At 71.4% G+C, this 18,211-nt stretch carries 19 protein-coding genes and 1 riboswitch; of the genes, 7 read left to right on the top strand and 12 right to left on the bottom strand.

Annotated features, from left to right (window positions below; translation table 11 throughout):
* Positions 1 to 29 precede the first annotated feature (29 nt).
* Positions 30 to 707, bottom strand: a complete 678-nt coding sequence (locus tag E1295_RS26280) for a response regulator transcription factor (RefSeq protein ID WP_132633693.1) — start codon at positions 705 to 707, stop codon at positions 30 to 32.
* Positions 700 to 2,418, bottom strand: coding sequence for a sensor histidine kinase (locus E1295_RS26285; RefSeq protein WP_132633695.1), 1,719 nt, complete (start codon positions 2,416 to 2,418; stop codon positions 700 to 702). Before E1295_RS26285 ends, E1295_RS26280 begins: the two co-directional genes overlap by 8 nt.
* A 163-nt stretch (positions 2,419 to 2,581) precedes the next feature.
* On the opposite strand from E1295_RS26285, the gene E1295_RS26290 reads away from it, so the two are divergent.
* Positions 2,582 to 3,934, top strand: a complete 1,353-nt coding sequence (locus E1295_RS26290; protein ID WP_132633697.1) for a serine hydrolase — start codon at positions 2,582 to 2,584, stop codon at positions 3,932 to 3,934.
* An 81-nt stretch (positions 3,935 to 4,015) separates the two neighbouring features.
* On the opposite strand, the gene E1295_RS26295 is transcribed toward E1295_RS26290, so the two are convergent.
* The 3 genes from E1295_RS26295 to E1295_RS26305 all read right to left on the bottom strand — a co-directional run bounded on the left by E1295_RS26295 (position 4,016) and on the right by E1295_RS26305 (position 6,917).
* A complete protein-coding gene (locus tag E1295_RS26295) occupies positions 4,016 to 4,585 on the bottom strand; it encodes a superoxide dismutase family protein (protein ID WP_166427420.1) in 570 nt (189 codons plus the stop codon).
* 144 nt (positions 4,586 to 4,729) lie between these two features.
* The gene (locus E1295_RS26300; RefSeq protein WP_132633701.1) at positions 4,730 to 5,944 is read right to left on the bottom strand and encodes an aminotransferase class III-fold pyridoxal phosphate-dependent enzyme; all 1,215 of its coding nucleotides are present in this window, start codon (positions 5,942 to 5,944) and stop codon (positions 4,730 to 4,732) included.
* A 10-nt stretch (positions 5,945 to 5,954) separates the two neighbouring features.
* Positions 5,955 to 6,917: a carbohydrate kinase family protein gene (locus E1295_RS26305; RefSeq protein ID WP_132633703.1), complete on the bottom strand. Its 963-nt coding sequence runs from the start codon at positions 6,915 to 6,917 to the stop codon at positions 5,955 to 5,957.
* Between the two features lie 69 nt (positions 6,918 to 6,986).
* On the opposite strand from E1295_RS26305, the gene E1295_RS26310 reads away from it, so the two are divergent.
* Complete coding sequence (locus tag E1295_RS26310; protein ID WP_132633705.1) at positions 6,987 to 7,571, top strand: TetR/AcrR family transcriptional regulator; 585 nt, start codon at positions 6,987 to 6,989, stop codon at positions 7,569 to 7,571.
* Positions 7,572 to 7,608: 37 nt separating this feature from the next.
* Positions 7,609 to 8,244: a class II aldolase/adducin family protein gene (locus E1295_RS26315; RefSeq protein WP_132633707.1), complete on the top strand. Its 636-nt coding sequence runs from the start codon at positions 7,609 to 7,611 to the stop codon at positions 8,242 to 8,244.
* 2 nt (positions 8,245 to 8,246) lie between these two features.
* Here E1295_RS26315 and E1295_RS26320 read toward each other — a convergent pair whose 3' ends face one another.
* On the bottom strand, positions 8,247 to 9,815 hold the full coding sequence (locus tag E1295_RS26320; protein WP_132633709.1) for a DUF885 domain-containing protein: 1,569 nt from the start codon (positions 9,813 to 9,815) through the stop codon (positions 8,247 to 8,249).
* A 22-nt stretch (positions 9,816 to 9,837) separates the two neighbouring features.
* Between E1295_RS26320 and E1295_RS26325 the strand changes: the two genes are divergently transcribed.
* A complete protein-coding gene (locus tag E1295_RS26325; protein WP_132633711.1) occupies positions 9,838 to 11,109 on the top strand; it encodes a DUF4032 domain-containing protein in 1,272 nt (423 codons plus the stop codon).
* Here E1295_RS26325 and E1295_RS26330 read toward each other — a convergent pair.
* The gene (locus tag E1295_RS26330) at positions 11,103 to 11,705 is read right to left on the bottom strand and encodes an NAD(P)-dependent oxidoreductase (RefSeq protein ID WP_132633713.1); all 603 of its coding nucleotides are present in this window, start codon (positions 11,703 to 11,705) and stop codon (positions 11,103 to 11,105) included. The genes E1295_RS26325 and E1295_RS26330 overlap by 7 nt on opposite strands.
* Positions 11,706 to 11,758: 53 nt before the next feature.
* Between E1295_RS26330 and E1295_RS26335 the strand changes: the two genes are divergently transcribed.
* Positions 11,759 to 12,109: a winged helix-turn-helix transcriptional regulator gene (locus tag E1295_RS26335; RefSeq protein ID WP_132633715.1), complete on the top strand. Its 351-nt coding sequence runs from the start codon at positions 11,759 to 11,761 to the stop codon at positions 12,107 to 12,109.
* A gap of 19 nt (positions 12,110 to 12,128) precedes the next feature.
* Here the strand turns inward: E1295_RS26335 and E1295_RS26340 are convergent, their stop codons facing one another.
* The 4 genes from E1295_RS26340 to E1295_RS26355 form a co-directional block, all read right to left on the bottom strand.
* Positions 12,129 to 12,974, bottom strand: coding sequence for an alpha/beta fold hydrolase (locus E1295_RS26340; RefSeq protein ID WP_220448896.1), 846 nt, complete (start codon positions 12,972 to 12,974; stop codon positions 12,129 to 12,131).
* A gap of 38 nt (positions 12,975 to 13,012) precedes the next feature.
* Positions 13,013 to 13,540, bottom strand: a complete 528-nt coding sequence (locus E1295_RS26345; protein ID WP_132633717.1) for a hypothetical protein — start codon at positions 13,538 to 13,540, stop codon at positions 13,013 to 13,015.
* Between the two features lie 177 nt (positions 13,541 to 13,717).
* A riboswitch (cyclic di-AMP (ydaO/yuaA leader) is annotated at positions 13,718 to 13,853 on the bottom strand.
* A gap of 162 nt (positions 13,854 to 14,015) precedes the next feature.
* Positions 14,016 to 14,216 carry a DUF5302 domain-containing protein gene (locus tag E1295_RS26350; RefSeq protein ID WP_132633719.1) on the bottom strand — a complete coding sequence of 67 codons (201 nt, stop codon included), beginning with the start codon at positions 14,214 to 14,216 and terminating at the stop codon, positions 14,016 to 14,018.
* Between the two features lie 73 nt (positions 14,217 to 14,289).
* The gene (locus E1295_RS26355) at positions 14,290 to 14,859 is read right to left on the bottom strand and encodes a class I SAM-dependent methyltransferase (protein WP_132633721.1); all 570 of its coding nucleotides are present in this window, start codon (positions 14,857 to 14,859) and stop codon (positions 14,290 to 14,292) included.
* Between the two features lie 123 nt (positions 14,860 to 14,982).
* On the opposite strand from E1295_RS26355, the gene E1295_RS26360 reads away from it, so the two are divergent.
* Together E1295_RS26360 and E1295_RS26365 are read left to right on the top strand one after the other, a co-directional pair.
* Positions 14,983 to 15,969, top strand: coding sequence for a rod shape-determining protein (locus E1295_RS26360; protein WP_166427422.1), 987 nt, complete (start codon positions 14,983 to 14,985; stop codon positions 15,967 to 15,969).
* 413 nt (positions 15,970 to 16,382) lie between these two features.
* Positions 16,383 to 16,895 carry a VOC family protein gene (locus tag E1295_RS26365; protein WP_132633725.1) on the top strand — a complete coding sequence of 171 codons (513 nt, stop codon included), beginning with the start codon at positions 16,383 to 16,385 and terminating at the stop codon, positions 16,893 to 16,895.
* A gap of 77 nt (positions 16,896 to 16,972) precedes the next feature.
* Here the strand turns inward: E1295_RS26365 and E1295_RS26370 are convergent, their stop codons facing one another.
* The gene (locus E1295_RS26370) at positions 16,973 to 18,148 is read right to left on the bottom strand and encodes an ABC transporter permease (RefSeq protein ID WP_132633731.1); all 1,176 of its coding nucleotides are present in this window, start codon (positions 18,146 to 18,148) and stop codon (positions 16,973 to 16,975) included.
* Positions 18,149 to 18,211: the final 63 nt, after the last annotated feature.

Below are 18,211 nucleotides of genomic sequence, written 5' to 3' on the forward strand. Positions count from 1 at the left end.
CTGCCGCGGAGTCGATCTCCAAGAGCGTCCTAGGACGGGTCGGGCCCCAGGTAGGCGAGCACGGCGGCCACCCTGCGGTGCACGTCCCCGCTGTTCTCCAGGCCGAGTTTGGTGAAGATGGCGTTGACGTTCTTCTCCACCGACGAGATCGACAGGTGCAGGGCCCGCGCGATGGCCGAGTTGGAGCGCCCGTGCGCCATCTCGCGCAGCACGTCGCGCTCGCGGTCGGTCAGCTCCTCCCGCTGGCCGCGCACGTCGCGCCTGGCCAGCAGGCCCTCGACCACCTTCGGGTCGATGACCGAGCCGCCCGAGGCCACCGCGCCGATCGCGCCGAGCAGCTCGTCCAGGTCCCCGACCCGGTCCTTGAGCAGATAGGCGTAGCCCTCGGTGCCGTGCTTGAACAGCTCGAACGCGAACAACGCGTCCGCGAACTGCGACAACACCACCACGCCGACACCCGGATGGTCGGAGCGGATGCGGTGGGCGGCGTCGATGCCCTCGAAACCCTGCCGCCAGTCCCCTCCCGGCATCCGGATGTCGGTGATCACGACGTCGGGGCCGAGCCGGCGTACGGCGTCGAGCAGCTCGTCGGCGTTGCCCACCGCGCCGACGACCGTCACCTCGCCCGACATCTCCAGCAGCCGGCGGGTGCCTTCGCGCACCAGGTAGTGGTCGTCGGCGACGACCGTGCGGATCGGGTCACTCATCGACCGGCACCCACGCGTTCACCCGTGTCCCCTTCCCCTGCTCGGTGTCGATGCCGAGGCCGCCGCCGAGGGCGTCCAGCCGGTCCGACAACGTCGCCAGCCCCCTGCGCGGCGTGTGCGACGGGTCGAAGCCCTTCCCGTCGTCGGCGACGGCGGCGGTCAGGCGGCCGTCCGCCAGCGTCAGGCGTACCTCTATGGTGGTGGCCTTCGCGTGCTTGAGCGCGTTGGCGACGGCCTCGCTCACGGTGAAGTACATCGCACCTTCTATCTCGTCGGTGAAGCGCCTCGACCTCAGGGCGGGGGACGAGGACACCGTCGTACGCACGGGCAGGCGCGAGCAGCGCTCCTCGACCGCCTCCACCAGGCCGCCCTGGCTGAGTGAGGACGGATGGATGCCGGCCGCCAGTTCGCGCAGGTCGGCGAGCGTCTGCCGGGCCTGTTCGCGCAGCTGGGCGAGCAGGTCGGCGCCCGCTCCCGTGGCGCGGGCCAGCTCGATGCCGGCGATGAGGGCGACGAGTTGCTGTTGCACGCCGTCGTGGATGTTGCGTTCGATGCGGCGGCGTTCGGCCTCCTGGGCGTTGACCAGCCGGGTGACCAGCCCGGCGCTCTGGATCGCGAGCCCCGCGGGCACGGCCAGGGCCTCCAGGAGCCGCCGGTCCTGGGTGGTCAGCCGCCCCGCGTCCCTGGGGCCGCACTCGATGTGCCCGAGACCGCCGCGTACCGGCACGGTCAGCACGGCCGGGCCCTGCGCCTGGCCGGCCACCACGCGGGTGCCGTCGGCGAGCGTCACGGCCGCCCATTCGAGCTCCAGCCCGTCGCGTACGGCGGCGGCCAGCCGGCCGAGCTGTTCCACCGGCTCGGGGGTGTCCTCCAGCGCCGTGCCCAGGTCCGACAGCACCTCGCCGACCGTGGGCCGCACGTCGAACACCAGGTGCAGGCGCGATCCCCTGACGCCGATCCGGATGTCGAGCAGGCGGTGCCGCACGATCGCCACCACCATGGCGGCGGGAAGCGACCCGACCAGCGCCATGCCCGCCGCGCCCACGAGGAAGGGCGTGTACAGCCCGAAGATCATGAGCAACGTCAGCACGCCGCCCGCCGCGGTCGCGGCGACGCCCGCGACCATGCAGGCGTACTGCCCCCGCTCGGCCCGCTCGCTGCGCCGCCAGCGGACCACGAGCCCGCAGAACACGATCGCCGCGATGATCCACGTGACGGCCTGCCCAGTGCCCCCGACGAACGCCGCGACCGGGTTCTTCAGGACCGTCGGGTTGGCGAGGTCCACCCCGCCCACCGCGGTCCCGATGCCGTGCGCGGCGATCGCGACGCCCGCGATCCACGGGACGGCCCGCCAGCGCCGCGAGGGCAGCCGGCCGTCGGGGAACAGCAGCGGGACGAAGATCCACGTCAGCCCGTAGAACAGGGCGAGCCCGATGGACTGCACATAGGCGAACAATTCCGGGAAGGCGCCGGCGCCGCGCAGCCCTGTGCCCAGCATGCCGGCGCCCAACCCCAGCGCGGCGGCGAGCAGCACCCAGCCGTAGCGGATCTCCGGGCGTCTGTACGCCAGCAGCCACCCGACCGCCGGCAAGATCAGGGCGACCAGGATGAACGGCACCATCGCCGGCAGGCCGTACTCCACCGACGTGCCCACCGTGATCCCCGCGGCCGAGGCCACCGCGAGCAGCCCGGCCACCAGCCTGGATCTCATAAGCCTCCATGGTCGATGGGGGATCAGGAGGGCGTCTATGAGGTTATCCGCATTTTTCCTACGGACAGCCCCACCTGCGAGAACGGCGGCTCACTTGGTGGCCCGCGACCCCCGCGCTCCGGTTCGCTACTGATGTACGACATCGAGCCGAAGGAGCTTGTCCATGCATACCCCGTCGAAGCCTGCCCTGGCCCTCGCGGCGACCGCAATGGCGGCCGGCATGACGGCGTTCGTGAGCCAGCCGGTTCCCGCCCAGGCCACGGTGGCCACCGCCGGAGCCGCCGCCACCGCCGCCCCCGAGGTCCCCGGTACGCCGGCGGGCAAGCAGCTCGGCTGGCTGATCGACGCGAGCAGCCGCCCCCCGATCTCCGAGGACGAGCTGAAGAAGCACTTCGCCGCCTCCTTCCTCAAGAGCGTCCCCGCCGATCAGATCAACCAGATCCTGGCCGCGTTCAAGGACCTGCGGCTGACGAAGATCGTCGAGTCGACGGACAACGCCCTGATCGCCCTGGTGCAAACGGGCGGCGCGGCGTACGAGGTCGTGCTCGCGGTGAACGGCTCCGGCCTGATCAACGGCATGCAGTACCGGCTGCCCGCGCCGAAGAGCTGGTCGCAGCTGGACAAGCGGCTGCGCAAAGCCGCACCTCAGACCGGGTTCCTCGCGGCGGAGGTGAAGAAGAACGGCGACTGCCGTCCCCTGCACACCGTCGCCGGCGACAAGGCGCGCCCGCTGGGCTCGATGGTCAAGCTGTACGTGCTGGGCGCGGTGGCGCAGCGCATCAAGAGCGGCGCGTTCGACTGGGACACCAAGCTCACCATCACGCCCGAGCTGAAGAGCCTGCCCACCGGCGAGCTCCAGGACCGGCCCGACGGCAGCAAGGTCACCGTGCTGGAGGCCGCCAAACTGATGATCTCCATCAGCGACAACACGGCCACCGACCTGCTGATCCACAAGGTGGGCCGCGAGCGGGTCGAGCGCACGATGCGGGCCTGGGGCAACAACGACAAGCGCAACGCGCCGCTCATCACCACGCGCGAGTTGTTCGCGATGAAGGGCGCCGACTATCCCCGTCACGCCAAGCGGTATCTGTCGCTGAGCACCGCGAAGAAGCGGGACTACTTGAAGAAGGTCGTCGCCAAGGTGCCGCTGGACTCGATCGCCGCATGGGACAAGCCGCGTGAGCTGGACACGATCGAGTATTTCGGCTCGCCGTCCGACATCTGCAAGGCCTACGGGCGCCTCGTGAAGATCGGTGACAAGCGCATCCACGAGGCGATGTCGATCAACGACGCCGGGCTGGGGCTGCCGGCCAAGCAGTGGCCGACGGTGTGGTTCAAGGGCGGCTCGGAACCGGGCGTGCACGACCAGAGCTTCCTCGCCCGCACCTCGGGCGGGAAGACGTACGTCGTGACGGCGATGGCCGTCAACCCGAAGGCGCTCCTGGACGACGGGGCGCTCGGCATGGAGCTGACCGCCCTGGCCCGCGGCGCCTTCACCATCGCCGGCAAGTCCTGAACATCGCCTAATCCCTCGGAAGGGGAGCGCACGTGGGCGTGCGCTCCCCTTCCGGCGGTGGGCAGCAGCGCGGTCAGCCGGTCACTGCGTCTTCTCGAGCGTCACGCAGGCGACGCGGTCGCCGGCCATGCCGGCCTCGGGGCCCTTGGGCGTGGTGGGCTTGGCGTGGATGACCAGCGAGCGCGGCAGCTTGCCAGGGTCGAGCGCCCAGTCGTTGCGGGCCGTCGAGCGGCCCGCCCCCTGGGCGTCGGTGCTGAGGTCGAGCCAGACCTCGCTCTCCGGATCGATCTTGCCCGGGGTGTGCTGGTAGTGGGGACCGGAGTCGTCGGGCTTGTCCCCGCACGGCTTGGTGTGCAGGTGCACGCCGTAGCGCCGGTCGGGCAGCAGGCCCTCGGCGACGAGCGAGGTGCGGGTCTCGTCTCCCGACGACTCGACGGTGACGCTGGCCTGGGCGCCCTTGGGGGCGAGCTTGCGGTTGTAGGCGATGGCCGAGGTGTCGTCGTCGGTGAACTCGCCGGAGCCGGACAGCGTGATCGTGCTGTCCGGGCTCGTGGCGGCCTCGGGACCTACCGCGTTCTGGACCGGGGCCGGCGGCGCCGCGCAGGCTCCGGCACAGGCCACGGCGAGCAGGGCGAGCGGAAGTGTGGACACGCGCATGAGAGACCCCCATGGTTCGAGCCCCTCCGGCATGAGGGCTCCGAGAGGCATCCACTCTACTGAGTGACCGGCCGATCACCTAGCGTGTTGGGCATCCGGGCGCCAGGTTACGCGGGGACGGCACCTGATCGCGGGCCGTCAGCCCACGTGGGCGCGGGTCTCCGCGAACGCCCGGTCCGTGCCCTCCAGGGCCTTCGCGACGTCGTCCTCCGTGTGCGCCGCCGACATGAACCAGTTGTGCCACGGGTGCAGGTAGACGCCGTGGCGCAGGCAGGCGTCGCTCCAGTGCATCGCCACGGACAGGTCGGCGTCGCCGTCGAAGCTCAGCCACGGGATCGTCACCGGCCCCGTCTGGTTGACGGTGAACCCGTGCGACTTGGCCTGCGCGTGGAGCCCTTCGCGCAGCTGGGTGCCCGCCCGCTCCATGGCGGCGATGCCGTCCGTGTCGCGCAGCGTCTCGATGGTGGCCTTGGCCGCGGCCATCGCGACCGCCGAGAACCAGAACGAGCCCGTCGAGTACAACGTCTGCGCCGGTCCGCGCAGCGCGTCCGTGCCGGTCACGGCGGCGATCGGGTAGCCGTTGGCCATCGCCTTGGACCAGGCCGTCAGGTCGGGGCGCACGCCGTACGGCTCCCACGAGCCGCGCAGGTCGATGCGGAACCCGGCGCGTACGTCGTCGATCACCAGGGCGGCACCGAGGCGGTCCGCCAGGGCGCGGGCGCCGCGGGCGAAGGCCGGCTCCACCAGCTCCTGGTCCTCGAACGAGTCGTGCTTGAAGGGCGTGACGATGATCGCCGCCACGTCCCCTTCCACGGTCGCCGCGGCGGCCTCCAGCGACTCCAGCGAGTTGTAGGTGAACTCCACCAGGTCGGCCCGCTCGTTCGGCGTCGTGCCCGCGGGCGACGGCGTGCACCAGGGGTCGGCGCCGTGGTAGGCGCCGTGCGCCATCAGCACCTTCGTGCGCCCGGTGGCGGCTCTGGCGACCATGAGCGCCTGCGTGGTGGCGTCCGTGCCGTTCTTGGAGAACATCGCCCAGTCGGCGCTAGGCACGGTGTCCACCAGCAGTTCGGCCAGCTCCACCATGATGGGGCCGGGCCCGTTGAGGCAGTCTCCGAGCGCGGCCTGACGGTCGGCGGCCTCCTCCACGCGGGGGTGCCGGTGCCCGAGCACGACGGGGCCCCAGCTGCACATGAAGTCGATGTACTCCCGGCCCTCGACGTCCCACTGGCGGCAGCCCTGGCCGCGTTCGAAGAACTGGGGGAAGCCGGGGGCGAAGAGCGCGGCGTTGAGGTGGCCGTACATGCCGCCCGGGACGACCTTCGAGGCCCTCTGGCGGAGTTCTGCGTCGGTCATCGTGAGGTCCTTAGAGGAGGCTGAGGGTGGATTCGAGGTCGGTGAGGCCGGCGTCCGAGCCGAGGCCCGTGGCCACCCGGGCGGCGGCGGCCGTGCCCCAGCGGGCGGCGGCCGGCACGTCCTGGCCGTGCAGCAGGCCCGTGAGGAAGCCGGCGCAGTAGGCGTCGCCGCAGCCGGTCGTGTCGGCGACCTCCGTCTTGATCGCGGGCACCCGCTCCGCGCCGCCGGCGGTCACGACGAGGCTGCCCGACGCGCCGAGGGTGACGAGCACGCCGCGCGGCCCTTCGGCCAGCAGAGCGCCGGCGGCCGCCGCGACGTCGGCGGCGCCCGTCGTGAGCCCCGTCGTGAGCCCCGTCGTGAGCCCCGACATGAGCCCCGACATGAGCAGGGCCTGCGACTCGTTGGGCAGGACGTAGTCGACGTGGGGCAGGAAGGCCCTGGCCATGCCCAGCAGGTCGGGCATCTCCGACAGCAGGTCCATCGTGACGATGGTCCCGGCCGCACGTACCTCGTCCAGCAGCGCGAAGAAGGCCGGGTCGCCGAGGCCGAACGTGACGTCCATCCCGCCGAGGTGGATCGCCCGCGCGCCGCGCAGCACCTCCGCGTCGAGGTCGGCGTACGTCACCCCGAGGTTCGCGCCGGACACGTGGAAGCTGGGCCGGCCGCCGTCGGGCCTGATGGGCAGGATGGACGCGGCGGTCTGCTCCCCCGCCCTGCGCACCAGGCGCGAGACGTCCACGCCGCGCTTGGTGAGCACCGCCAGCAGGAAGTCGCCCAGCTCGTCGTCGCCGACGGCCCCCATGGTGATCACGGAGTTGCCGAGCCTGACCAGGTCGACCGCCGTCCCGGCGGCGGCGCCGGCGGCGGTCAGGCGGATCTGGTCGACCAGCACGGTGTCCTGGCCTTCGGGGATGTGCTCGACGGGCCTGGCGAGGATGTCGACGATGTGCACGCCGACGGTGACGACGGTCATGGTCTAAATAGACAGACGTCCGAATAAAAAGTCAATATGGTGAGGTACGCCTACGAGAGGGGCAGCCTGATGCCGAAAATCGTCGACCACGACGAACGCAGGCGCGAGGTCATGTCGGCGGCCGGCCGGGTGATCGTCAGGGACGGCATCGACGCCGCCACCACGCGGGCCATCGCCAAGGAGGCCGGCTACTCCAACGGGGTGCTCGCCCACTACTTCGCCGACAAGGACGAGATTTTGCTGTCGGCGCTGCGCCAGTCGCACCAGCGCATCCGCGCCCGGCTGACCGCCAAGGTCGGGGGCGCCACGGGGCTGGCCGCCCTGCGCGAACTGCTGCTCGACAACCTGCCGCTGGACGCCGAGCGCGACGAGGAGACCCGGCTCGAGGTCAGCTTCTGGAGCCGCAGCCTGACCTCGGACCGCCTGGCGGAAGTCCAGCGGGCGGAGGCCGCCGAGCTGCGCGCCGCCGTACGCGACCTGCTCGGGCAGGCCCGCGCGACCGGAGAGCTGCGCGCGGAGGAGGACCTGGACGACCTCGCCGAGCACCTGCTGGCCCTGGTGGACGGCCTCAGCCTGCACCTGCTCCTCTACCCCGGCCGGCTCACCCGGGCGAGCGCGGAGCGCATCCTGCTGGGCGCACTCGACCGCCGCTAATTGCCGCGTTTCGGACGACCCACTACATTCTTCGCACATGAGCCTCCGCGAGCAGCTGTGCGAGTACGGGCGGCGAGCCGTCGAGCTCGGCCTGGTCATCGGCACCTCGGGAAACCTGAGCGTGCGCCAGGGCGACCTCGTGGCGGTCACGCCCTCAGGTGTGGCGCTCGACCGGCTGACGCCCGAACTGTGCCCGATCGTCGACGTGTCGGGCCACCTCGTCGAAGGCGACACCCAGCCGTCCAGCGAGACCCCCATGCACCTGGCCGTCTACGAGACCACGGACGCGCTGGCCGTGGTGCACACGCACTCCGTCTTCGGGACGGTCGTGGCCACCACCATGACCGAGCTGCCGCCGGTGCACTACAACGCGCTCGCGCTCGGCGGCGTGGTCAAGGTCGCCGAGTACGCCACGTACGGCACGCCCGAGCTGGCCGCCAACGTACGGGCGGCGCTGGAGGGCAAGCAGGCGGCCCTGATGGCCAACCACGGAGGGGTGACCATCGGGCCGACGCTGGAGCAGGCGTTCGAGGCCACCCGCCTGCTGGAGTGGTTGTGCGAGGTGTACGTCAGGGGACTCGGCGTCGGCAAGCCGGCCATCCTCACGGACGACCAGCTCGCCGCCGTCGTCGAACGCGCGCAGAACCCTCCGGCGTTCCCCCGCCGCCCCTGACCTCAGGCGAGTGCGGCCTGCTCGGCCAGGCCCAGGGGCAGGCCGCCGGACCCGGCGATCCGGTCGTGGAACTCCTTGCGCGAGCCGCCGGCCATCTCCCGGATCCGGTCGATCTCGATCGCGCCCGTGAGGTAGGACGGCGCCTGCGTGGGCCAGGCGCAGTAGCGGTTCACCTCGCCCTGGGCGGTTCCCGGCGACAGCGACGCCTTCGTGGCCATGAACGTCTCGGCCTGCTCGACGGACATGTCCTCACAGTGCAGCGCGGTGTCCACCACGATCCGCGCGGCGCGGAAGATCCGGCAGTCGAGGTGGGCCAGCTCGGTGGCGGGGGTGTCGAAGTAGCCCTCCTCGTGCAGGACCTTCTCGACGTACAGGGCCCAGCCCTCGGTGAAGTACGGCGTGCGGAAGACCTTCCGCACCGTGCGCGGATTGCCCGCCATGTACGACAGGTGCCAGTGGTGCCCGGGATAGGCCTCGTGGACGGCGATCGACGGCATCTGGGCCCGCGAGTTCGTACGCAGGCGCTGGCGTACCTGCTCGGGGGTGAAGTCGTCGGGCGTGTAGGGGACGAAGAAGACGCCCGTGCGTGAGGCGCTCAGCGGGGGCGGCGACAGGTAGTGGGCGACGGACAGGACCGGGCGCGTGTACTCGGCCGACGGCAGCACGTGGCACTCCTCGCCGTCGGCGAACGTGACCAGGTCGTGCTCCTTGACGAAGGCGCGGGCCCGCTGCGTCTCGGCGTCGTACTCGGCGCGCATGTCGGCCAGCGTGGGCGGGTGGTCGTCCATGAGGGACTCCATGGCCGCCCGCCAGTCCTCGGTGCCGTTGACCCCGCGCGCGACCCTGCGCATCCGCTCGTCGAGCTCCGCCCAGGCGGCCTTGCCCTTCTCGTGCAGCTCGGCGGCGCCGTACGCGAGCATCTCGCGCTCGCGCAGCAGCGTGGAGTAGAGCTTCTCCCCCATCCGCCAGGTGCCGCCGCACTCGAAGCCCTCCAGGAACACGACCAGCTGGTCGAACGCCCGCGCGGCCGGCTCGGCGGCCTCGGCCAGCGTCGCGCGCAGGCTCTCGTCCCGGACCATGGAGGGGATGGTGCGGGTGAGGAAGTTGCGGCCGGTACGGGCCTGGCCGAGCCCGCGCTGGACGAGCAGCGGGGCCGCCAGGTCGGGGTCCAGGTTGGCGCGGCAGGCGGCCAGCACGCCGGGCACCTCGGCGAGCCGGGAGACGGCCGCCGACACCAGCTCGGGCTCCGGCTTGAGCCGGTGCTGGAACGGCGTGAACATCGAGGCGAAGATCGCGGACAGGTAGGTGGCGGGGTCGCGCCGCCACGCGGGCCAGGACGCCAGCGCGATCGAACCTCTCAGCTGGGAGAGCACGAGGTCTCTGTCGATCGTGTCGTCGAGTGAGGCCGTCCGGAGGGCCGACAGGCGGTCGAGCCAGCGGACCTCCTCCTGCTCGCGGGCGGTCCAGGCGGCGGCGGTGAAATCGCCGAGGGTGTGATCGTAGCCGTCCGCCCCCAATGTACTGGCGATGACGGGACGGTCGGAAAAGTACCACTTGAGAAACTCGTCCACTGCTGCACAATATCCTGATGAAATGCCCCTGCAGATCACCGGCGCGCTAGGCGACCCTGACCTGATCCGCCTCCCCTGGGAGGTGCCCCTCCAAGACTGGCCGCAGCGTCACCTGGTCGATCTGCCCCGCGGCATCTCGCGCCACGTGGTGCGGTTCGCCCGGCTGTCCGGCAAGGTGTACGCGATCAAGGAGATCAGCGAGCGGTACGCCAAGCGCGAATACCGGCTGCTGTGGGACCTCGCCCGGCTCGACGCCCCCTCCGTGGAGCCCGTCGCGTACGTCGCCGGCCGCGAGAACGGCCTCGACGCGGCACTCATCACCAGGCACCTGCAGTTCTCCCTCCCCTACCGCGCGGTCATGTCGGGCACCCTGCGCCCCGACACGCTCACCCGCCTGCTGGACGCCCTCGCCGTGCTGCTGGTCCGGCTGCACCTCAACGGTTTCTACTGGGGTGACTGCTCGTTGTCCAACACGTTGTTCCGCAGGGACGCGGGGGCGTTCGCGGCCTACCTCGTGGACGCCGAGACCGGCGAGATGCACCCGATGATCAGCGAGGGGCAGCGGCGCGGGGACATCGACGTGGCGCACACGAACATCTTCGGCGAGATGCTCGACCTGGAGGCCGGAGGGCTGCTGCACCCGTCGATCGACCCCATGGGCACCGCCGAGGACATCGTCGCCCGCTACCACCGCCTGTGGGACGAGATCACCCAGAGCGAGATCATCGAGGAGGTCGACTGGCACCGGGTGGAGCAGCGGATCAGACGGCTCAACCTGCTCGGCTTCGACGTGGCCGAGATGATGGTGCGGCGCAAGGTCGGCACCGGGCGGCTGATCGTCCGGCCGAAGGTCGTGGACGCCGGGCACCACCAGCGGCGCCTGCTCCGGCTGACCGGGCTCGACGTGGAGGAGAACCAGGCGCGGCGGTTGCTCAACGACCTCGACGGCTTCCGGGTCGCCAAGGGCCTGCGGCACGAGGACGAGGCCATCGTGGCGCACCGGTGGCTGGCGGAGGTGTTCCAGCCGACGGTCGAGGCGATCCCCGCCGAGCTGCGCGGGAAACTGGAGCCCGCGCAACTCTTCCACGAGATCCTCGACCACCGCTGGTACCTGTCGGAGGAGGCGGACGCCGACGTGGGGCTGGCCACCGCCGTGACGTCGTACGTGGACAACGTGCTCGTGCACAAGCCCGACGAGAAGGCGCTGCTCCCCGACGAGGACGCCGCACAGGCCGCCGAGGAGCCTCCGGCTGTCTCCGGCGGGCTGCGGGGCGCCGGCGAGGCGGCTCAGTAGGCGACGGTGATGCGGCTGCGCGGGTGGGCGTCCTGCTCCACCTCGTCGGCGATCGCGACGGCGAAGTCCTCGGCGCTGATGGCGCTGCGGCCCTGGTCGTCGGTCAGCAGCATGTCGCCGCCGACGCGGAAGGCGCCCGTACGCTCGCCCGGTCCGATCTCGGCGGCCGGCGAGACGAAGGTCCAGTCGAGGTCCGTGACCTCCCGGTAGAGGCGCAGCACGTCACGCGCGGCCAGCGACTCCTTCTTGTAGCCCTCCGGGAAGCCGGGCGTGTCGACCAGGTCGACGCCGGGCGAGACCTGGAGGCTGCCCGCGCCGCCCACGACGATGAGGCGGCGCACCTCGGCCGTGCGCGCGCCCTCGATGAGGGCGCGGTTGGCGGCGAGGAACGGCGGCCCCGGCTCGGTGCCGTCGCGCGGCGGCGCGATGGCGGAGATGACGGCGTCGTGGCCCTTGGCCAGGGTGGCGGTGTCGTGGACGTCGCCCTTGACGGGCCCGGTGCGGCTGAGGGCGGTCACCTCGTGCCCGCGGGCGGCCAGTTCCGCGGCGATGCGCTGACCGACCATGCCGGTCGCGCCGAAAAGGAGGATCTTCATGGCGTCACGATATCCATCGGATACTGGTTACTTCATCGTGCTATACGTACCTTGTGGATACCGGTGATGCCTTCGACCCGAACTGTCCGACGCGGGTGGTTCTCGACCGGATCGGCGACAAATGGTCGGCGCTGGTGCTGCTCTGCCTCGCCGAAGGACCCATGCGCTTCACCCGGCTGCGCTCGCGCATCGGCGGCGTCACGCCCAAGGTGCTGACGCAGACCTTGCGGACCATGGAGCACGACGGGCTCATCACACGCGAGGTGTTCGCGGAGGTGCCACCCCGGGTGGAGTACGCGCTGACCGACCTCGGCCGTTCCCTGCACGACCCGATCTCGGCGGTGGTCGCGTGGGCCGAGACGCACGTGGCTGAGATCCTCCGGCACAGGGAACGGTCCGCGTAGGCGGGCGGCCGGGGGGTCGTCAGGCGGTGGTCAGCTTGGTGATCTCCCGCGCGATCTCCGGCCACAGCGGTTCGGGCAGGTCGTGGCCCATGCCCGGATAGGTCACCAGCCGCGCGCCGGGGATGGCCGCCGCCGTGGCCCTCCCGCCCTCGACCGGGACGAGCGGGTCGGCCTCCCCGTGCAGCACCAGCGCCGGCATCGTCAGGCTCGCCAGCAGGTCGGTGCGGTCGCCCGAGGCCATGATCGCGGCGAGCTGCCGGCCCTTGCCCGCCGGGTCGAAGCAGCGGTCGAACGCGCGCCCGGCCTTCTCCACGATCCTCTCCCGGTCCATCGGGTAGCCGGGTGAGCCGATCACCGCGTACGTCTCCAGCGACTGCTCCATGACGGCCGCGCGGTCGGCGGCGGAACGGGCGGTCAGGGCGGCGAACGCGGCCTCCGTCGGCGGCGCGACCGTGGGCCCGGGCGTCGACATGATGGAGGTCAGGGTCAGCACGCGCGCCGGATGCCGGATGGCCAGGCTCTGGGCGATCATCCCGCCCATGGAGACGCCGACCACGTGCGCGGCCGGCCAGCCGAGGGCGTCCATGAGACCCGCGGTGTCGTCGGCCAGGTCGTCCAGCAGGTACGCCGAAGGCGCCCCCGTCGTGGGAGCGCCCTGGTCGTGGAAGTGGGTCGACAGGCCCGCGTCGCGGTTGTCGAACCGTACGACGTGGTGGCCCTGCTCCGCCAGGAGCTCGCAGAGCCCGTCGTCCCAGTGGATGAGCTGCGCGCCGAGCCCCATGATGAGGAGCAGGGGCCGGCCGTCGGGGGAACCGATGCTTTCGTAGGCGATCTCGATGCCGTTCGCGGCTGCGCGGAGGGTCACGGTGGCCAGAATGTCATTCTGCCGCCGGGTTCGTAAAGTCAGCCCCGCCGGGCGTAGGCGCCGGTCGAGAAGGGCACCGGCCGCCCCTTCTTGCCCAGGCCGTCACCCCACTTGGTGATGACGTAGTCGATCTTGATGTGTCCCTTGCCGCCGTTGCCGTCGATCATCAGCGAGTCGCGGTTGAAGGTGCCGCCGGTCAGGTCGGCGAACGTCTTGGCGTCGAGATCCAGCATGATGCCGCGGCTGGACGGCTCCCCCGGCCCCCGGTCGCCGACGAAGAAGGGCATCTTCTTGCCCTTGTAGATCACGTAGCCCTCGGTCAGCAGCGGCCAGCTGGGGCTGGCGGCCATGCCCTTCTGCATCGGCTTGCCGCTGGCCGGCAGGCCGGTGTCACCGGCCCGGCCCGAGCCGTCGTCCCAGAAGTACGACGCCGTGGTCGAGCCCTTGAACAGGGCTTTCTTCTCGGTGTCCGGATCGGCGTGCGCAGCGGTGCAGACGACGCTCATCGAGCTGACGGTGGAGGCGGTGAGCAGGGCAAGGGAACGCAGACCAAAACGGGAAGCCATGAAAATGAGAAGTCCTTCGCGAGGGGACGAGGGGGAGGCACGCCGGCAGAAAGGCACGGCGCAGCGGCACGCCCGAGCGACTACATCGGGCGAGGCAGGATGTTCAGGGAAGGAGGGCCGCTCAGACGGCGGCCGGCGCTACGCGCTTCAGGGGTACGACGCGGTGATACATGCGTTATGTCCTCTCCATCACGCCTACCGGGTTAGCTGACGGGTTCGGGCGTGGAGATGCCCTACCGGCAGATGGCCGGATTCACCCCAGTGAGGTGGGTCCCCGGTTCCCGATCGAGTCGGGATTCGGCGCCAGCCGGAGGCCCTCTCTTGGGTAAGGGCCAGGTCACCGGCTGGTAATGGCGGCAACTCTAGCAGCGAATCGGACATACGCAAACGATTCGCCATCAACCGGGCAAAGATCTACCTAGCCCGGGAATACGAAAGGGGGTACGGCATGCCGTACCCCCTCGGTTCCTCCAGCTCAGCCGCCGCTCTTGCGCCTGAACGACCTCTTACTGGCAGCCGGGCCGTGCGCCCCGTGAATCTTCGATGGGTCGACGCCCCTGCCACCAGCGCCGGAGGCCGCGTGCTGGTTGCGCTTGCGCTCCAGCGCTTCGCGGAACTTGCGCTTCATCTCGTCCTCGGGAGTTTCGCTGACTTCCGGCTCCGGTGATTCCGCCATGAGGACCTCCATGGTGTTGGGGACAACCACAGCTTCGCACGGCGTCGCTTTCGGCGCGAAACCGGCTCTCCCATCACCTGTCGCGCGTGAACGCCAGCAGCCGGAACACCGGGTCGGGCCCGTCGCGCCCCTGCCCGTGACCCACGAACGTGACCTCGCCGCCCTGCCGCAAGCCGTGCCGCGCCGCCTCGGTCACGACCAGTTCCGCCCCGTCGGCCGGACGCCCCCGCCCTCCGCCCCCGTGGGCGGCGCGCTTGTCGACCGTCGTGACGTACACCCCGCCTGGCCGCACCACGCGCGCGGCCTCGGCGATCACCGGGCGGGCGTCGTCGAGCAGGTGCAGCAGCCAGATCGTGATGACCGCGTCGACCGACCCGTCACGTACGGGCAGCAGCGAGCCGTCACCCCGTACCACGGGCACGCGCCCCGCGGCCAGCCCCGCCATGCCGGCGGAGGCGTCCACACCGAGCACCCGCAGCCCGCGCCGGGCCAGTTCCTTGCTCACCAGCCCGGTGCCGCACGCGACGTCGAGCAGCGTGCCCCCGGGCACCAGACCCCGCACGGCGGCCGCCGCGGCCTCCGCCCGCGGCAGCCCGCCACGGGTCTCGTCGTAATGCGCGGCTTCGAGATCGTAGTCGAGCACGACCGAAGGGTACGCCGCCGGGTAAAAGGTGACCATTCGGTTCCTGGTGTTGTGTTGGAGCGGCCCAGGAAATACACCCCGCATGTTGGTCGACGCCCCGGACGCCACGATGGACGTGCCGCGATGAACGTGCTCGGTCATGACCTGGCGATGGATCTGGGTGCCGCGAGCACCCGCGTCTACGTCAAGGGCAAGGGCATCGTGCTCGACGAGCCGTCCGCCGTCATGCTCGACAGCCGCACGGGCCGGGTCGTCGGGTACGGCGCCGAGGCCGCCCAGGGCGCCCGGGGAGAGACGCGCTGGCCGGTCAGCGGCGGCCTGCCGGTCGACGACGAACTCGCCCGGCATCTGATCAGGTACTTCCTGCGCAAGGTGCACGGCCATCCCTTCTCCAGGCCGCGGGTCGTGCTCGCCCTGCCGGACAACTCCACCCCGATCGAACGGGCCGCGCTGCGCGACATCGCGTTCGAGGCGGAGGCCAGGGGGATCCTGCTGATCCCCCACGCGCTGGCGGCGGCGCTCGGCGTCGGCCTGCCGGTCAAGGACTGCGCCGGGCGCATGGTGATCGACATCGGGCGCGACTCCACCAGGATCGCCGTGCTCTCCCACGGAGACGTCATGGCGGCCACCACCGTTCCCGGCGGCGGCGAGGGCATGAACCGGGCCATCATCCGCCAGGTCGAACGCGACCACGGGCTGCAACTCGACAACGAGGAGGCCGAGTCGGCCAAGCGACGGGCCGGCACCGCGTGGAAGCCGCTGTACCGGCAGGTCACGGTGCGCGGACGCGAGAGCGGCACCGGCCACGAACGTACGGTGCCGCTTCCCGTCCAGCGGATCTACGAGGCGACCAGGCAGCCGATCGAGTCCATCGTGCGGGCCGCCGTCGACACCGTGGAGCAGTGCCCGCCCGAGATCTCCGTGGACCTCGCCGAGCGCGGCGCCGTGGTGGTCGGCGGAGGCGCGCTGCTGCGCGGGCTCGGCCGGCGGTTGCGGGCGGCGCTGGGCATCCCGGTGAGCAGGGCGGAGCGGCCGCTGGAGTCGGTGGCGCTCGGGCTCGGCCGCTGCGCCGAGAACCTGGGGCTGATCTCCAGGCTCCGCGGCCGATGACCCGTCCCTGGAACTGGAGGACCGTACGACGGCGGCCCAGGGGCGGCTCGGCGGCGGTGAAGGAGGATGGTTCTTGACATCCTCCCGGCCCTGAAGGACCGGGATTCCAGCCGTCGCCGACTGGCCTTCCTGCTTCACCGCCGGTCGCCCGCCCGGGAAAGGGAACTCCCGTTGAGGTCTTACACCAGCTCCACAGGCGTTTCACCTCTCCGCAAGCCCTGCGGCGAGGGTGCTTCTGATCGTTCGTCCGGTGGCTTGGTTATCACCACCGTCGAACACACTACCGAACCGTGCGATGTCGTGCGGCGTTCTGACGCCGGTTCGCCTGGCGGCGAATCGGCTACCCCTGTCCTGCTCCGCAGGGGTCCGATTCCTCCCCCGTCTGAAGGCGGGGGTTTCCTCGGAGGTATCCGATGACCGTGCACGGCATCGACCATGTCGGGGTGACGGTGCCCGACCTCGACGAGGCGACGAAGTTCTTCGGGCGCGCGTTCGGGGCCGAGGTGCTCTATGACACCCTGCCCAAGGAGCGGGGACCGAAGGAAGGATGGGCGGTCGAGCGGCGGTTGGGGGTGCCGCAGGGGACGGTCGAGCTGGCGGTGCGCATGCTGCGGCTGCCCAACGGGCCCGGGATCGAGTTGTTCGAGTTCGGCGGGCCGCGCCAGGCCGACCCGGTCCTCATGTGCGATCTGGGGTGGCAGCACGTCGCCCTCTACGTGGACGACGTGGACGCGGCGGTCGAGCAGGTGATCGAGGCCGGCGGGTCGCCGCTGGGCGAGCCGGTGCCGCTGCCGGGAGCGGAGTCGGGCACTCGCAACCGGTTCGTCCACTGCCGTACGCCCTGGGGCAGCGTGGTGGAGCTGGTCAGCTACCCGGACGCGCAGCCGTACGAGGAGGACACCCGGCTGCGCCGCTGGCGCCCCTGACACCGGACGCCCAGGCGGCACCGGTCACCACGCCCCCGGTACGGGCGAGGGCCTGGTGGTGCCGGGGGCGGCGCGGTTCACGGGGTGGAGAGGGCCTCCGTCGGGGACAACCGGGAGGCGCGGACGGCCGGGTAGAGGCCGGCCACGGCGCCGATGAGCAGGGTGGCCGCCAGCCCGCCCACCGTGGCCCAGGCCGGCACCACGGACGGCCAGCCGCTGAAGTACGCGTACCCCATGGTGACGCCCATGCCGAGCAGGATCCCCCCGCTCCCGCCCATCGCGGACAGCAGCAGCGACTCCGACAGGAACTGGGTGCGGATCTGGCCGCGGGTGGCGCCCAGGGACCGCCGCAGGCCGATCTCCGCGCGGCGTTCGAGCACCGAGATGACCATGGTGTTGGCCACGCCGACGCCCCCGACGAGCAGGGCGACCGCGCCCACTCCGAGCAGGAGGTTGGCGAACGCCTGGCTGGTCGCCTGCTTGGCGGCCAGCGCGTCGGACGGGCGCGAGACGTCCACCTCGTTCGGCGCCTCGGGGTTGGCCGTGCCTGCCAGCACCTGCCGTACCGACTCCAGCTTGGCCTCGTCCGAGCGGGTGTAGAGCGTGGTCGGATGTCCGTCGAAGCCCAGCCGCGACTGCGCCACCGGCCAGCCGACCAGGACTCCGCTGTCCAGATCGGTGGCGAGCGCCACCGGGTCGAGGATGCCGACGACCGTGAACCGCGCGCCGCCGACGATGATCTGGACGTCCGGTCCCGCCGCGCCGATGCCGAGCCGCTGGGCGGCGACGGAGCCGATCACGGCGGCCGGGTACCGTTCGGTGGCCGCGTTCAGCCACGTGCCGCTGCGCACGGTCGCGCCCACCGTGCCGGGCAGGTCGAGACTCGTGGCGTACGCGCTGAGGCCGCCCGTCTGCGCCTCGGGGATCTGCTCCGACCGGTACACCTTGGCCTCGGAGATCTTCCCGACGGACGACGCCCGCTCGACGGGGCCGATGCGTTCGATCATCGCCTCCGCGTCCTGCGGCATCTGCGCCTCCTCGCCCATGAGCGTGGTGCCCGACGACACGGTGAGCAGGTTGGTGCCGAGCGCCGACAGCGTACGGTCGAGCTCGGCGCCCGACGAGGACGACAACCCGACGACGCCGACCATGGCGGCGATGCCGATCGCGATGCCCAGTGCCGACAGGAACGCCCGCAGCGGGCGGGTACGCAGGCCGACCGCGCCGACCCGCATGACGTCGCCGAACCGCATCCTGGCCGGCGACGGTTTCGGCCGCGCCACCCCACCGCCGCCATGAACGCCGCGCCCCTGAAC

The organism is Nonomuraea mesophila, from assembly GCF_004352805.1.
Classification (GTDB): domain Bacteria; phylum Actinomycetota; class Actinomycetes; order Streptosporangiales; family Streptosporangiaceae; genus Nonomuraea; species Nonomuraea longispora.